This window comes from Streptomyces sp. NPDC059649 (assembly GCF_042734445.1).
In the GTDB taxonomy this organism is placed as follows: domain Bacteria; phylum Actinomycetota; class Actinomycetes; order Streptomycetales; family Streptomycetaceae; genus Streptomyces.
Map to the genome: position 1 here is coordinate 637,138 of NZ_JBHWDV010000002.1, position 15,299 is coordinate 652,436.

Sequence of the window (15,299 nt, forward strand, 5' to 3'; positions counted from 1 at the left end):
CCGATACCGTGACCGATACGGTCACCGCCGCCGCACTTATGTTCCGGCTCCGACCGTGAGGGGCGAGACGGGACCTCAGGCGCCAGCCAGCTCGGCGTTCGCGCGCTCCGTGACCAGGGCCAACACGTGGCCCGCGGTCGCCAGGTCCTCGGCCGGAATGCCGGCGTACAGCCGGGCCGAGATCTCGGCGGTCTCAGCGGCGGTGCTCTCGCACAACTCCCGTCCCGCGGCCGTGAGTCGCAACCGGGACGCCTGCGCCGGGTCCTCTTCCAACAGCTTCGCGGCCGTCAGCTCCTCGATGGCGCCGCGCACGACCGACTCATCGGTCTTCAGCGAGCCGGTGACGTCGCCGATGAGCTCATCCCGGCCGATGGACTCGCCTGCGGTCACGACGGCCCGGAGCGTCACACTCTGGTGGAATGTGGCGCCGTGGTGGGTCATCACGCCTTCCACGAGGGCACGTCCGGCATAGTGCGCCAGGGCTATGACCCGGCCGTTGACGGTGGGTGCGGTGGTGGTCATGACTGCTCCTTGTCGTTCTCGGTGTGGGGGTGGGAGTGGGGATCAAGGGGTGCGTCGAGCAGGGCCGCCAGCTCGCGGGTGAACTGCCGTGTACGCGGGCTGTTCTGGCCGCCGAGCGGCTCCAGCAGCTGGTCCAGTAGGCCCTGGACCACCTTGATCGCGCGTTGGGTGACGTCGCGCCCTTGCTCGGTGAGCGACAGCTGCATGGCGCGCGGGTCGTTCGGGTCCCGGGTGCGGGCGACGAGCCCGGCGGCCTCCAGGGCGCGGGCGAGCTTGGAAACGTAGAGCGGTTCGAGGCCTGTGGTGTCGGCGAGCTGACGCTGGCTGGGCCGCAGTCCGGAACGCCCCATGCCGTGTAGCGACGCCATCAACGCGTACTGCGCATGGGTCAGGCCCAGCGGTGCGACCGCCCTGTCGACGGCCACCCGCCACTTCATCGACAAGCGCCAGACGAGGAACCCCGCCGTGGCGCTCTTAGTTGCTGAACTCACGGGAAATACGGTACATGGCTACTAAGTACATGGCTACTATTTCTCGCTCCGGCATCCCTGACATGCCTGACGCCCCTGGCATCCCTGACACACCTGACATGCCCGACGCCCCTGATACGCCTGACGCGAGGTCGCGTCCGTGCGAGCCCGGCACCACTGCTACGTTCGATCTTGTGCATCCCGACGTAGAAAAATTCCGCGAACGAAGCGTACGCACAAGGGACATGGGGTTCGGGCTCCTCATCATCGCGACCCTTTTGTGGGTCTGGTGTGGTGTGCTGCTCGCCGTGCCCTACGAGGTGGGCCACGAGCTCTCGGGCTCCACCCAGAAGTGCGAGGCTCGCCTCTTTACCGACGAGGGCACCGCCAACGTGGGACGGGTGCAGGCGCCCTGTGCGGACGAGCGGGACTGGCCCGAAGTGCTCGCCGTCCTGGGCCTGTCCATTCCCCTCTCCGTGGCGGGCAGCGCGCTCCTCACGTACGGCAGCCTCAGCATCCGGATGAGTAAGCATGCAGCCGCCCTTGCCGGCTTCCGGGAGTCCGCCGCCCGCGAGGAGAAGGAACAGGAGAAAGAACGGGAGAAGGGGCAGGGGGAGGGCAAGGGGCAGGAGAAGGAGCAGGACGGCGAATAGTCCTTCCGTGAGGTCGCGAGGGCCCGTGTGTGGGAGGGGCTGAGGTCTGTGCGTGGGACGTGCGCGGCCGTGGGTGGCGCCCCGCCAGTAGGTCCGGGCGATGGGCGTTGGACGTTGGGCGAGAAGCAGGGCGCAGGCGGAATGGTTTGTACCGGTTGCCTTGATGATCTTGCTCTGCGTAGTGTTCCCACGGGATATCGGGCGACGGCCGTGTTGCCCCTTGATCGAACTCCGTATTTCGCCGGGCGATGTCTGACCACACAGACATCCTCCGGCGGACGGTGCAGGGCAACGGACCGTTCCTCGGCCGCGGGCCTTGCCGCTGGAGCGGAGGTCAGAGAGTGAGTAGACAGATGCAGCCGACGTTCGTACTCGTTCACGGAGCCTTCGCGAACTCCTTTTCCTTCGCGCCGCTCCAGGCCGAACTCGGCCTCCTCGGGCACCGTTCGGTCGCTGTCGACCTCCCCGGCCACGGTTTCGGGGCGAGTTACCCGCGTGCCTATCAGGCACCGCAGGATCTCGAAGGCCTGGCCACCGCGCCCGGTGCGATCAAGGGAGTCACGCTCGCCGACAACACCGCGCACCTCATCAGGACCTTGGAGCGGGCGAAGGAGAACGGCCCGGTCATCCTCGTCTCGCACAGCCGCGGCGGTATCACGGCCACCGCTGCGGCCAACGCACGGCCGGACCTGATCGACCGCATCGTCTACGTCGCGGCATGGTGCCCGGTCGACCTGGACGTCAACGACTACTACGCCGAGCCGGAGATGGCCACGGTCGACGCCGCTTCGCTGGGCCTGGCGATGGCCGGTAACCCGGCCGAACTCGGCCTGCTTCGCGTCAACTTCCGGACGTCGAATCCGGACGCCCTCGCGGCGTTCAAGGCAGCCTTCCTCGCCGACGGCACCGACGATGAGTTCTTCACCTTCCTGAACACCTTCCAGCCCGACGAGAACCTGGACGTCGGCACCTCCGCCGACCGGGCGCAGGCGGCGACCTGGGGTCGCATCCCGAAGACCTTCGTGCGTCTGGCCGACGACGCGAGTCTGCCGCTCGCCATGCAGGACCGGCTGATCCGCGAGGGCAACGCGCTGACGCCGGACAACCCGTACGACGTCCGCATTCTCGAAGGCAGCCACCTGAAGTGGCTGATCGACCCGGCACCGGCGGCCCGAGTTCTGGGCGAACTCGCCGTACTCACCACCCAGTCCGCCTGACGGCGAGTGCTCACCGCCCACTCCGCCTGACCACGAGCGAAGCCAGCCCAGCCCAGCCCACCTCACCCCACCCCCTGTCCGCTTTCTGGGTGCCGCGTACCGCCCTGAGCTTGCGACGCTCTCTGTCCCGGCCGCCACGGTCACCGCCGAACCTGGGGCGCTGGAATGCTCACACCCCTGCTGACCTGTGGGAATGCGCCCTCCGTGGAACGGTGCGCAGGGACGCGGCAGGCCTCGGCAGACAGCAAGGGCGCGCACGAAGTCGACGGCCCCGAAGTCGACGGCCCCGGCGGTCGCGTAAGGCCTTGCCGCGTGAGCATCGTCACAACTGCCCTGCCACAGGGGTGCGTAGTCCAGTGCGGGCTAGGACTTGCTGCATGACAGGGGCTGGAGTTGAGGTGATCGCCCGTGGGGCGAGTGTGCATGGTCCGCGAGGGCCGGTGTTCGAGGGAGTGGACCTGGAGGTGCCGGCGGGCGGACTGCTGGTCGCGCACGGGCCGGCAGGTTGTGGGCGTACGTCCCTGCTGCTCGCGCTCGCCGGGCGCATGCGGTTATCCGGCGGCGCCATCCGGGTCGGCGGGTACGTCCTGCCCGCAGCGGGCCGGCGCGTGCGCGCGACGGTGGCTGTTGCCCGGGCGGCACCCGCCGTCGCTCTCGAAGGCCGGCTGCGGGTGAAGGAGGTGATGGCGGAACGGCGCCTCACCGGAGCCGGGGTGACGGAACGTCGAATCCGTGAGGCGTTCGAGACCGTGGGCATCGCGCCACGCGGGTCGGACCTGGTCGAGGACCTCGGCCCGCTCCAGGCGCTGCTGCTGGCGACTGCCCTCGCCCTGGCCGAGCGTCCCGGCGCCCTCGTCGTCGACGACGTCGACGAAGGCCTGCCGCCCGATGCGCACGGCAGCGTGTGGCAGGCGCTGGACCGGGTCAGGAACAGCGGCCCCGGCCCCACCGTACTGGCCGGGTGCGTCCGCACGCCGCCGCCCGCTTCAGGCCTCGTCGCGCTGTCACTGCCGCGGCGCAGCCTGGACCGCCTCCCGGCCGAGACGGCCGCCGCCCGAGAGGACACCGCCACATGAAAGCCGTCAAGCTGGCGCTGCTGGAACTCCGGCGCTTCCGCGGCCCGGTGCGCCGCCTGGTTCCCGTACTCCTCTGCCTGGTGCCGTTGCTGTACGGCGCCATGTACCTCTGGGCGAACTGGGACCCGTACGGCAAGACCGACCGCATGCCGGTCGCCGTCGTCAACCAGGATCACCTGGCCCATGCCAAGCAGGGCCGGCGGGTGGACGCCGGCGATCAGTTGGTGCAACAGCTCAAGGCGTCCGGCACCTTCGACTGGCACTTCGTCGGCCGGGACGAGGCGCGGGACGGGCTGGAGCACGGCCGCTACTTCTTCACCATCGACATCCCGCCCGACTTCAGCCGCAAGATCGCCACCGGCGCCGACACCCGCCCCCAACAGGCCGGCATCCGGATCCAACTCAACGATGCCAACAACTACATCGCCGGCATCATGACCGAAGTCGTACAGACCAAGCTGCAGGACCAGATCAACTCCGCCACCCACGCCGCCTATGTGCGCAGCATCTACGGTGAACTCTCCGATGTACGCGGCAAGTTGACCACCGCCTCCGACGGCGCGCACCGGCTGGTGGGGGCCACCCGCGTGGCCCAGCAGGGCACTTCCACGATCTCCTCGGCCACCTCCACCCTGCACGGCGGGGCCACCGACGTCGCAGCCGGCGCGAAGCAGATCGCCCGAGCCACAGGACAGATCGACGACCTCGCGGGCCGCCTGGACCAGGCCGCCGCCGACCGGTTACCCGGCGCCGCCTCCGCCCTGGTGAGCACCGCCCGGCTGACCACCGACGGCCTGGACGCCGTGCACACCGCCACCACCGCCACCCGCAAAGGCACCGGCCGGGCGGTCGCCGACCTCACCGATCTCGCCGAGAACCACCCCGAACTACGCGACGACCCCGTCTACCGCAGGACCCTGAGCCACGCCCGCAGCCTGGACTCCACCGCCACTGCCCTCGACGGCCGGGCCGCCGCCGCGGAGAACAACGCCCGCCGCGCCCTCCACGACGCCGAACGCCTCCAAGACAACGTCGGCTCACTCCGACGCGATGTGCTCGCCCTGCACACCCCGCTCCGCCTCGTCGACACCGGCTCGCACAGCGCGGCCGACGGCGCGCACGGCCTCGCCGAAGGGCTCGCCACCCTGGAAAAGGGCTCCGGCGCCCTGCACACCGCCGCCGAACAGGCACACGGCGGCGCCTCGCAAGTCTCCCGCACCATCGACGACGGACTGCACAAGATCCCCCGCACCAGCCCCGACCAGGTCGCCCACGCCGCCGAGGTGCTCGGGAAGCCCGTACACATCGACCGGACCAACCTGCACCCGGCCGGCGTCTACGGACGCGGCCTCGCACCGTTCTTCTTCGGCATCGCCCTATGGGTCTTCGGCCTCTTCGCCTACCTCCTGCTGCGCCCCCTCAACACCCGTGCCCTGACCGGCCGGGTCAGCGCCTTCACCACCGCCGTCGCAGGATGGCTGCCGGCCGCACTGCTCGGCGCCGTGGGGGCACTGGTGCTCTACGGAGTCGTCGACCTGGCCCTCGGATTGAACCCTGTCCACGGTTTCTGGACGCTCGCGCTCCTGGTCACCGCGGCGGCGGCGTTCGTCGCCGTCGACCACTGTCTGCGCACCGTGTTCGGGGTGCCCGGCGACGTGCTGTCACTGGTCCTGCTCATCCTGCAGCTCACCGCCTCGGGCGGCCTCTACCCGCTGCCCACCGAACCGTCCTTCTTCCAGGTCATCAACCCGCTGCTGCCGATGACCTACCTCGTCGACGGCCTGCGAGTCACCATCTCGGGCGGCCTCACCGGCAACCTCCTGCGGGACTTCGCCGTCCTTCTCGCCTGCACCGCCGGCTTCCTGGCCGTGACCGCACTCGCCGTACGGCGGCAACGGGTGTGGACGGTCGGACGGCTCCATCCCGACGTCTCCTTGTAGGGATCGCGCACCGACCCACGTGCGGCGCAGACCCCCCGGGCTGCCCACCGGTCACCGGCACCGGCTGCCCATCGGTCCTGGCACCGCGTTCGGCGCTCACCGATCCTGTGAGTGGGAAACAGGATCGCTGGTGGGCTGGTGGGCTGGTCGGTTTCGTCATCGGCGTCGCGCTCCCCGTCGACGGCGGCTATGTCGCCCGCTGAGGCCCCAACGTCGCGCGGGGGGAGCGCGGTTGTCCGGTGGAAGGAGGGCCGGGTGCTCCGTCATCCGATGCGTCGGCGTCGGCACGATCAAGGTTGCACGGCTCCCGAAACACCCGCTAACGTGTTCGGCATCTGACATCCGTAATCGACACAGAGGGAGTGGCGAGAAGCTAAGCGACTTGCGAAGGACCGCGATCGATACGTCCGTTGAGGACTGATCGACGGTTGAGAGGGCCGAAGAAGGCCGGAGTCGGACACAGGATCCGACCACCCCATCTCCGCTGCTGAAGCGAGCAGCGTTCTTCACCGAGTTCGTTTATGCGCACTCCCACTCCGGGCGATGCACCCCACTTGCGGCATCGCTCCTCGATTACAAGGAACCCCATGGTTTCCCGCTCACCCGAGCCTGCCGTTGACGCCCCCGCGGAACCGGCCACGCCGGCCAAGACCCACGCGGTCGTCCTCACCCTGATGGTGACGGTCTTCCTCTCCCTGCTGGACTCCCAGATCGTCGCCACCGCGCTGCCCCGCGTGGTCAGTGACCTGGGCGGACTCGACGAGTTCGGCTGGGTCACCACCGGCTACCTCATCGGCGGCAGCGCCGCCGTCCCCGTGTACGGCAAGCTCGGCGACCTCTTCGGACGCAAGCGCGTCCTCATCGCCTCCATCATCCTCTTCCTGCTCGGATCCGCCCTGTGCGGCCTCGCACAGACGATGGGTCAGCTCATCGCCTTCCGTGTCATCCAGGGCATCGGCAGTGGCGGACTGTTCATCTGCGTGCTCGCGATCATCGGCGAGATGTTCTCCCCACGCGAAGGCGTCCGGTACTACGGCTGGCTCTCCCTCACCTTCGGCACCGCCTCCCTGGCCGGCCCCACACTCGGCGGCATCCTGACCGAACTCGCCGACTGGCGTTGGGTGTTCTTCGTCAACCTGCCCATCGGCGCGGTGGTCCTGCTGCTCCTGTCCTCGCTGCTGCACCTGCCCGCCCGCCGCAAGAAGGCCCACATCGACTACGCAGGTGTGGTCCTGCTCGTCCTGGCGATCGTCGGCCTCAACCTGCTCACCGGCTGGGCCGGCGTCACCTACGCCTGGAGCTCCCCGGTCATCGTCGGCCTCGCCGCCGGATCCCTCATCGCCATCCTGCTCTTCGTCCTGTCGCAGCGCCGCGCGGTCGACCCGGTGATCCCGCTGCGACTGTTCACCAACCGGACCTTCACCATCGTCGTCATCCTCGGCTTCCTCTCGGGATTCGTCGGCCTCGGCCTCATCAACTACCTGGTGCTGTGGCTGCAGACCGTCCTCACCCTCGACGTCCGGGAATCCGGCTTCGCCCTCACCACGATGATGCTCGCCGTCGTGCTGACCTCCTACCTCAGCGTCAAGGTCATTGGCCGCACCGGCTCCTACCGCTGGTTCCCGGCGCTCAGCATGGTGGTCTTCGCCGTCGCCGCGGTGCTGTTCTCCACCGCCGGTCCCTCGACCGGCATCCTGCTCACCGTCGTCTACCTGCTGCTGTTCGGTATCGCCGGCGGCCTCAACTCGCAGGCCCTCAGCCTCGCCGCCCGCAACACCGCGAGCACGCAGGACATCGGTGCCGTCCAGGGCACCGCGACCCTCATACGCCAGCTCGGCACCACGCTCGGTGTCTCCTTCTTCGCCGCCCTCATGAGCAGTCGGCTCGGCACCGGACTCCACGACCGCCTCGGCAAGGCCGGTGTCCACATCGACAAGGACGGCTCCCTCTCACCCGAGGTCATCGCCAAGCTGTCCGCCCCGCTGCGCCTGGAACTCGCCGAGCTCTACGCGGACTCGCTCCGCGTCATCTACTACGCGGTCATCCCCATCGTCCTCATCGGACTCATCGCCTCGCTCTTCCTCAAGGACATCAAACTCGCCGGCGGACCCGCGCCGACCGAGCCGGAAACGTCCGCCGCCGCCAACCCGGCCGGCTCCGTCGCCCACGGCGACTCCTGACCCACCACTCGACAAGTGGCCTTCCCGCACGGCATCCGCCGTGCCCACACCCAATGGAGACAGACATGATCCTGGTTACTGGCGCCACCGGCAACGTCGGCAGCGAACTCGTCGCACAGCTCGCCGCCGCAGGCGTGCCCGTGCGGGCCATGACCCGTTCGCCCGAGAAGGCGAACCTTCCCACCGGCGTCGACGTCGTCGCCGGCGACTTCGACAAGCCGGAGACCCTGCCCGCCGCCCTCGACGGCGTCGACCGCGTCTTCGTCGTCCCGCCCGGCTACGGCCCCGACGGCCCGGTCCAGGAAACCACCCTCGTCACCGCCGCCCGCGAGGCCGGTGTCACACACCTGGTCAAGCTCTCCACCAGCGGCGTCGGCTTCGGCGCCACCGACCCACTCACCTCCGGCCACCGCGCCGGCGAGCAGGTCATCCAGGACTCCGGTCTGGCATGGACCGTACTGCGCCCCGGCACCTTCATGGTCTACCTCTACGGCTACGCCCACACCATCGGCAAGGAACGGACCATGTACGTCACCGAGGGCGACCCGGTCTCCGCCATGATCCACCCACGGGACATCGCCTCCGTCGCCGCCAAGGTCCTCACCACCTCCGGCCACGAAGGCCAGGCGTACACCCTCACCGGCGGCGAAGCCCTCAGCCCACAGCGACAGGGCGAGATCATTGGTGAGGCCCTCGGCCAGCAGGTCAAGGTCGTCGAGCGCACCACCGCCGAAACCCAGGCAGAGTTCGACCGCCTCGGCTGGGGCGGCCCGCGCCTTGAGGCCCTGCTGGAGCTGAAGCGCCAATCAGCCGCCTGGGACTGGAAAGTCTCCGACTCCGTCGAGAAGATCACCGGCACACCGCCGCTGACCCTGCGCACTTGGGTGGACGAGAACCTCCACATCTTCGGCTGAACCGGCCCCAGACACGCGTCACAGTGCAGGCGCGGGCGCGCCCGGGATCTTCCGGGCGCGCCCGCACGGCGCCGTATCCGCAGCTCGGTGGGCCGGTCGAGCGTCATCACGATCCATGACTGGGGCAGGCAGCCGATCGGCTTCCTCACCGAGGCGGGGGCGGGGGGGGGCTGCCGGCGGCACTGGCGCGGCACTGGCGACGACGGTCGACGATCTTTCCCGTCCATGTCACAAGCGGCCGGGCTGTCTTGTCTTGGGTAGCGAAGACCGCCTGCCTCGGCCAAGGCAGGGGCAGATGCAGGTACAGGTGCACGCGTAGGCGTACGCGTTCGGCCCGTTGCGCGCAGCCTCACGGAGCGCTTACCAGCAGCGTTCGTCACCAGTGAAGGCCGAGAGAAGGCTGAGAGAAGACCGAGAGAAGGACCAGAGAAGGACCAGAGAAGGGGAGTCGTCATGCGTATCACCGTCTTCGGAGCCAATGGTCCCACCGGTCGCCTGCTCACCGGCCAGGCACTCGCCGCCGGGAATGAGGTCGCCGCGGTCACCCGACAGCCGGACTCGTTCCCCCTGCACCATGATCGACTAAAGGTAGTCGGTGCCGACGTGCTCGATCCGGTGGCCGTTGACGCAGCCGTGGGGGAGGGGGAGGCGGTGCTGTCGGCGCTCGGGGTGCCCGCCGGCAAGGAGCCGATCAGCACCTATTCGCGTGGAGTGGCCAACATCGTCGCCGCGATGAACCGGCATCGGCTGCGCCGGCTCGCCGTGGTCAGCTCGAGCGGGGTCGATCCGCACCCGTACTCCGAGGGCGGCATCCGGTTCAACCGGCTACTTCCGCCCTACGTGACGCGAGTGCTGGGCAAGACCCTGTACGACGACATGCGGCGGATGGAAGCGCTGGTCCGGGCCAGCGATCTGGACTGGACGATCGTGCGCCCGAGTGGGCTCTACCACCTACCGTCGGTCACCGACTACACCGTGGTTGAGGGCCACGCCGACGGCAGGTTCACCGCCCGTGTGGACCTGGCCGCGAGCATGCTGGCCCTGCTGGACAACGACCGCTACCTCCGTACGACCATCAACGTCATCACCACCGCCGAGAATCCCACCATGCTCCAGTGGATCCGGCGCGAAGCACTCGCCAAGAGCTGAGCCGAGCCGAGGGCAGCCTCGATCACCGGCCAACTTGGATCAGCGCGGAGCCTGGATCACCGCACAGTCTGGATCAGCGCAGCGGCAGGTCGACGTGGAGCAGCCAGTGGTTGCCGTCCTGTTCCGCTCGGGCCTCACCTCCGAGGAGCGTGGCACGCTCGCGGATACCGCGCAGCCCACTGCCGCTGCCGCTGCCACTGCCCGTGCCTGCCAACGGTGCTGCCGCGGCCAGCGGATTGCGTACCTCAAGCCGCAGCCGCGCCTGTTCCACGACGATGCGGAGGCCGACGTGGACGGGGCCCGCGTGCCGTAGCACGTTGGTGAGAGCCTCCTGGAGTATCCGATAGGCCTCACGGGAGACTGGTCCCGGCAGGTGTTCCAACGTCCCCGTCACCTCGGCGTCGACCTGCGCACCCGAGGACCGCGCGGAATCCAGCAGACGGCCTGCCTCGCCAAGATCGGGACGGGTGCTGGCCGGCTGCCTGGTCTCGCGCAGCGCGAACAGGACGCGTTCCAGGTCGTCCAACGCGGCCCGGCTCCGCTCCTCGATGGCCTCCAGCGCCCGATCAGTGAACTGCGGGTCAGCCGCTGTCCGGGCGGCAGCCGCCTGTACCACGGCCAGGGTGAGCGCGTGGCCGAGGGAATCGTGCAACTCCCGTGCGATCCGGTTGCGTTCCAGCAACTGCTCGGTGCGTTCCTCCAGCTCGGACAGGCGCTCCCGGACCGATGGCCCCAGCAGTCGGCGGGCAACCTGAGCCATGACCGCGCCTGCCCCGGCGGCCGTCGTGACCAGCACCAACAGCAGCACCGGTATCAACAGGACGTACACCCAGCTCCCACCGGAAGCGCGCACCCATGGGTCGGCGACGCCAGGATCCCCGGCGGCCGCCCCGGTAAGCGACAGCGCAAGCGCCATCAACCGCTCCGTCACCAGCGCGACCGCGAGCCCCGTTTCCACACGCAGCACCAGCCAGACACCGGTTCTTGCCCGGTCGCTCCACGAGGCGGACGGAACGGCGGAGACCCCCGGCTGCTCGTCGCCCTTCACCCGTGCATGCGGGCCGGGAAACAGCATCAGCCGCGCCTGCAGCCCCTCCGCGCGACGTACCGAGGGCACCATGGCGACGGCCAGGACGACGGGCACCGGAAGGGCCGCGATCAGCGCCCAGTCGCCTGGCGACGGGCTGCTCAGACCCGGGAAGACCATGGCGCAGACGATCGGCACGATCGCCCCCACCAGGAGGTGAAGCCAACGGGTGTACGTCACCGCATGTGTCAGCGGCAGCAGGAGGCTCAGCATGCCGTCATGCTGGCAGAGCGAGCACAGCCGGTGTCTCCCCCGCGCGGGGGAGACGATCTTCCTGCCGGGGGGACTGGGACTCCCGCCCTCGCAGGCGATCACGCTGGGGTGGTGGGGTGGTGAGGTGGCCGGGTGGTGGCATGGTGAGGTGGTGCGCCCGTCGCCTTTCGCGCGTCCTGGGTCGCCAGTCACCCGTTGCCAGTCACCCGTCGTCAGTCGTCCGTCTGACGTGCAGATTGTCAGCCGGTGCTGGTCCAGCGGGTGAGCAGACCGACGGCTTGAGCACGGTCGGTGGGGGAGAGGTCGGCGATGGTGACGCCGTGGTTGGCTCCGGGAGCCCACAGCAGGTGGGAATCGCGGTCGCTCGGACGGAAGGGTTCGGCGACAGCGGCGTCGTGGGTGCCGTTGATGAAGAGCATGCGCTGCCCGTGGCGGCGGACCCAGCGGTCGATGTCAGGCATGGCGTCGGGGTCGAAGCGCATGGGGATGTCGCGCGGCACGAATGTACGGGGCTCCATGGCGTCCGGGTAGTGCAGAAGGCCAGTCAGATGGCGGGTGGGAACCTCGAAGTACCCCAGCTGCGTGCCGAGTTGGTAGAAGTATGGGATGAAGCGCTGCGCGACCGGGTCGGCGTAAAGCGCCAGTCCGGCAACGTCGTCAAGCCAGGCGTACAGCTCGTCGGTGCCCGCGTCCGCCCCGGGGATGGTGGCGCAGTCCGCGGTGGTGCCGTGCTGCCAGAACATGAACGGAGCCCGCAGGGCGGCGATTTCAAGCGCTTTGTCGGCGCTGCCGATGATGCGGAAGGTGGCGTTGTGGGCGCGGGCCCAGGCTTCGTAGCGGGCCACCATGTCCGTGCGGCGGAGCAGGATCTGCCGCTGTGCCGTCCTGAGGGCGTCACGGCAGGCAGCGTTGCCCACGCTGTCCAGGAAGCGGATGTAGGCACGGTCGTCACGGTCGTCGACGTTGTTCGGGGCGGAGTAGGCCACGGTGCCGTCCACGTCGTGGGGGTGGAAGCGGCGGTGGTAGACGCTGGCCATGCCGCCCTTGCTGCTGCCGGTGGAGATCCACGCGCCGGGGTACAGCGTGCGGAAGAGGCGGACGACTCGGTGGTGGTCGGCGGCGGCCTGACGAATGGTCAGGTAGGAGTAGTCGAGCGTCGCCGGGCGTGAGGTGCCGAAGAAGCGGTGCTCGACCTGGAGCTGGTTGGCGCCCAGCAGCACGGTGGGCTCGGCGCGCCGTGGCGTAAGCACCGCTTCATATCCGGTGGTGAACAGGACGGTGGGCCGTTCGGCCGAGGTGTGGAGCAGGGTGAGGCGCTGCTCGAAGCTGCCGGCCGCGCGGTTCGTGTGGTCGATCGGCTGGCGCAGCCCGAGGATGAAGAACCGGTACCCCGGCTCGGCGCCCGACCGTTCCTCGATCACCCTCAGTCCCGGCAGGGCTCGCAGGGCTTCCCCGATGCGGTCTCTCTCGGGACGAGCCTTGCCGGTGACTGCCGCGGCCGCCGTGGGGACCGCAGCTGCGGCAGCAAGGCCCCCCGCCAACGCTGCCGACCCCAGCAGACATCGCCTCGTCCACGTACGCATCGTGATCCTTTCGTGCCACGGCCTCACCAGTGCCCCGATTCCGGTGCGCCGCAGTGGGGGCCGGTGCCGTGCTGTGTGAGTAGCTGACCGCTCCAGTACATCGGCCGGGCGACGCGGAAGGATCCCGCGCGCGGGGGAGCGTCTCCCCCGGGCGAGGGAGACGCGACGCGGCGCCTTGCACGGCGCCTTCACGCGTCTCCCTGGTGCCGTCGGTTCGGTTCCACGCGCCGTCGGTCCCCTCCCACACAGCGAACGTGACTCCTGGACGCCGGGCGTTTCCCACCGGGGCACGGAGGAGGGGTGTGCGAACGGTCAACCACCCACGGCCAACGACCAGTTAGGCCTCGAAGAGTTGCGTGCCTCCAGTCGACCTTGACGTGCGGTTGTTCGGAAAGTCGTATGCGGTGTGGTTGCTTGTGGTTGCTTGTGCTTGTTGCCTGTGCCTGTTCCTTACTGACATGGAGGCCCACCCGTGACCGCTGCCACTCGTGCTGTGTTCGAGCGCTACCACGCCTGTTGGGAGGCGCGCGACCCTGACCGCATTGCCGAACTCCACACGCTCGACTCGGTGTTCCATCTGCACTCGGGCCAGGCTCCGGTGCGAGGGCGAGCTGCTATCCGTGAGGCGGCGGCCGGAATGTTCGCGCTCGTGCCGGACCTGGCCTTCGAATTCGTCTCGCTCCGCACCGGTGAGGACTTCTGGGTCGTTCAGTGGAAGCTGACCGGGACGTCGGTGTCCGGTGCTGTGGTCGACGTCGATCTGGCGGATTTCGTTCTGGTCGAGAACGGCGCGGTGAAGGAGAAGCACTCCTACGTGGACGGGGTGGCCATGCAGGCCGCTCTCGCATCCCCCGAGGCAGCCGGGGCGGAGGCGCACTGAGGACGGTCCACACCCGAAGGCGTTTTGCCTGGAGTCGCCGGCCAGCTCGGCTTCCCGGCAACGCCATCGGTCGAGATAGCCGAGATAGCCGAAATACGAGGTAGGAGTGGCTGAGCGTACGGGCGGCGATTACCGGGCCGGCGGGCGGCGGGCGGTGTACTTCGCTGCCGGCCAGCCTGCGCCGCGGGCGAGGTCCAGGAGACCGGTGTGCTCGGTGCCCTGTTCGGCTGGCGCTGCACCGGCTGGGACGGTACAGGCTGGCGCGGTACCGCGCGTGCGGACGCGGGCCAGCGCGTCCTTCGACGAGCGCCGTGCTGATCGAGAGGTCGCCCAGAAACTCGGCGGTGGCCTGGAAACGGGTGCTGATGAGTGCTCCGCCTGCTCATCAGGGTCTACGGACCGATCACCCCGTGCACCGCGTACGGTACGGCGAGGGCGCACTGGCCGACCGGGGCTCTCTGCACCTCGCGCAGGACCTCGGAACCGGCCCCAGTCATGCCCGCGCGCTTCCGGCAGTGGCGTTCCGCGCAGCACCCACCGGGCACGGTCCAGCACCTCGGCGGCGTGCTCGTCCCAGGTGTTGCAAGGCCCCACCGGGCTTGGCCGTCCTTGTAGTGGGAGTACCCCGGCGGGGAGTACCCCAGCGCCGTGCACACCACTTCCCGTCGCCCGGATCGCAGCAGGTTGAGGAAGGCCGCGTACGGGTCCGGCTTCTGGTGTCAGTGCCCTGCTCTAAGGTGACAGCGATCTTGCCGATGTCGTACCGGGAGGAGCAGCGCGATGGGTGCCAGTCATTGGCAGTACGTCACTCCGTACAAAGGCACTGTCGAGCAGTCCCTGGAGGCTTTGCACGCGCAGGTCTTCCAAGGACTCTACGGCCACGACGAGACGTACCAGGATCTTGAGGAGCTGTGGGAGGACGAGGAGTTCATGGGCGAGGAGGGGACCCACTCGATCCTCGACATCGATCGCGTCGTCCACACAACCGCCGCCCCATCGGGCCACCACGTCGCGGACTACGGGACGCTGCGCCCGCTGGCGCACGAGCGCATCGTGCACCACTTCGGCACCGATCGCCCGACGCCCGACCAGTTCGAGGAGGCGCTCGCCCAGGGCCACGCGGCCATCGGATTTCCGTCCGGCCGCGCGGAGACGCTCCGTGACGAGTGTCGTATGCGGTGGACCGGCCTATACGTCGTCCTGTACGCCGGTGACGAGCCCACCCACCAGCCCACCCCCGAGCCCACCCAGCAGCCCACCCACCTGGGAATCTTCGGCTTCTCGGGCGACTGAGCCACCCAGAGGGGCCTGCGGAGGGCACTCACTGCGCCGTGGGCGAGGAATGTTCCCAGCCAGCTGCTGCAATCCCCTGGCCCGAAGCTGTGGAGGTGCCGGGCCGGAGTGGCTTGATGGGA

General features: G+C 69.1%; 13 protein-coding genes. 9 read left to right on the forward strand and 4 right to left on the reverse strand.

The window, feature by feature from the left end:
* Positions 1 to 75: 75 nt before the first annotated feature.
* Positions 76 to 522, reverse strand: coding sequence for a MarR family transcriptional regulator (locus ACFV1J_RS05660; protein WP_385855938.1), 447 nt, complete (start codon positions 520 to 522; stop codon positions 76 to 78).
* Entirely contained in the window at positions 519 to 1,013 is a 495-nt protein-coding gene (locus ACFV1J_RS05665) for a MarR family winged helix-turn-helix transcriptional regulator (RefSeq protein ID WP_385855939.1), read from the reverse strand. Before ACFV1J_RS05665 ends, ACFV1J_RS05660 begins: the two co-directional genes overlap by 4 nt.
* A gap of 224 nt (positions 1,014 to 1,237) precedes the next feature.
* Between ACFV1J_RS05665 and ACFV1J_RS05670 the strand changes: the two genes are divergently transcribed.
* The 7 genes from ACFV1J_RS05670 to ACFV1J_RS05700 all read left to right on the forward strand — a co-directional run bounded on the left by ACFV1J_RS05670 (position 1,238) and on the right by ACFV1J_RS05700 (position 10,121).
* The gene (locus tag ACFV1J_RS05670; protein ID WP_385855940.1) at positions 1,238 to 1,645 is read left to right on the forward strand and encodes a hypothetical protein; all 408 of its coding nucleotides are present in this window, start codon (positions 1,238 to 1,240) and stop codon (positions 1,643 to 1,645) included.
* A 353-nt stretch (positions 1,646 to 1,998) separates the two neighbouring features.
* Entirely contained in the window at positions 1,999 to 2,862 is an 864-nt protein-coding gene (locus ACFV1J_RS05675; RefSeq protein ID WP_385856013.1) for an alpha/beta hydrolase, read from the forward strand.
* 440 nt (positions 2,863 to 3,302) lie between these two features.
* Entirely contained in the window at positions 3,303 to 3,938 is a 636-nt protein-coding gene (locus tag ACFV1J_RS05680) for an ATP-binding cassette domain-containing protein (RefSeq protein ID WP_385855941.1), read from the forward strand.
* Positions 3,935 to 5,878, forward strand: a complete 1,944-nt coding sequence (locus tag ACFV1J_RS05685; protein ID WP_385855942.1) for a YhgE/Pip family protein — start codon at positions 3,935 to 3,937, stop codon at positions 5,876 to 5,878. The genes ACFV1J_RS05680 and ACFV1J_RS05685 overlap by 4 nt, the downstream gene beginning before the upstream one ends.
* Before the next feature lie 587 nt (positions 5,879 to 6,465).
* Positions 6,466 to 8,058, forward strand: coding sequence for an MDR family MFS transporter (locus ACFV1J_RS05690; RefSeq protein WP_385855943.1), 1,593 nt, complete (start codon positions 6,466 to 6,468; stop codon positions 8,056 to 8,058).
* Positions 8,059 to 8,123: 65 nt separating this feature from the next.
* Positions 8,124 to 8,972 carry an SDR family oxidoreductase gene (locus ACFV1J_RS05695; RefSeq protein ID WP_385855944.1) on the forward strand — a complete coding sequence of 283 codons (849 nt, stop codon included), beginning with the start codon at positions 8,124 to 8,126 and terminating at the stop codon, positions 8,970 to 8,972.
* Between the two features lie 453 nt (positions 8,973 to 9,425).
* Positions 9,426 to 10,121, forward strand: coding sequence for an NAD(P)-dependent oxidoreductase (locus ACFV1J_RS05700; RefSeq protein ID WP_385855945.1), 696 nt, complete (start codon positions 9,426 to 9,428; stop codon positions 10,119 to 10,121).
* A gap of 73 nt (positions 10,122 to 10,194) precedes the next feature.
* On the opposite strand, the gene ACFV1J_RS05705 is transcribed toward ACFV1J_RS05700, so the two are convergent.
* Both ACFV1J_RS05705 and ACFV1J_RS05710 read right to left on the reverse strand, forming a co-directional pair.
* Positions 10,195 to 11,421, reverse strand: coding sequence for a sensor histidine kinase (locus ACFV1J_RS05705; protein ID WP_385855946.1), 1,227 nt, complete (start codon positions 11,419 to 11,421; stop codon positions 10,195 to 10,197).
* Between the two features lie 239 nt (positions 11,422 to 11,660).
* Positions 11,661 to 13,004: a S28 family serine protease gene (locus ACFV1J_RS05710; RefSeq protein ID WP_385855947.1), complete on the reverse strand. Its 1,344-nt coding sequence runs from the start codon at positions 13,002 to 13,004 to the stop codon at positions 11,661 to 11,663.
* A 472-nt stretch (positions 13,005 to 13,476) separates the two neighbouring features.
* Between ACFV1J_RS05710 and ACFV1J_RS05715 the strand changes: the two genes are divergently transcribed.
* Positions 13,477 to 13,884: a nuclear transport factor 2 family protein gene (locus tag ACFV1J_RS05715; RefSeq protein ID WP_385855948.1), complete on the forward strand. Its 408-nt coding sequence runs from the start codon at positions 13,477 to 13,479 to the stop codon at positions 13,882 to 13,884.
* Positions 13,885 to 14,664: 780 nt separating this feature from the next.
* Positions 14,665 to 15,177, forward strand: a complete 513-nt coding sequence (locus ACFV1J_RS05720; RefSeq protein WP_385855949.1) for a hypothetical protein — start codon at positions 14,665 to 14,667, stop codon at positions 15,175 to 15,177.
* The last annotated feature ends 122 nt before the right edge of the window (positions 15,178 to 15,299 follow it).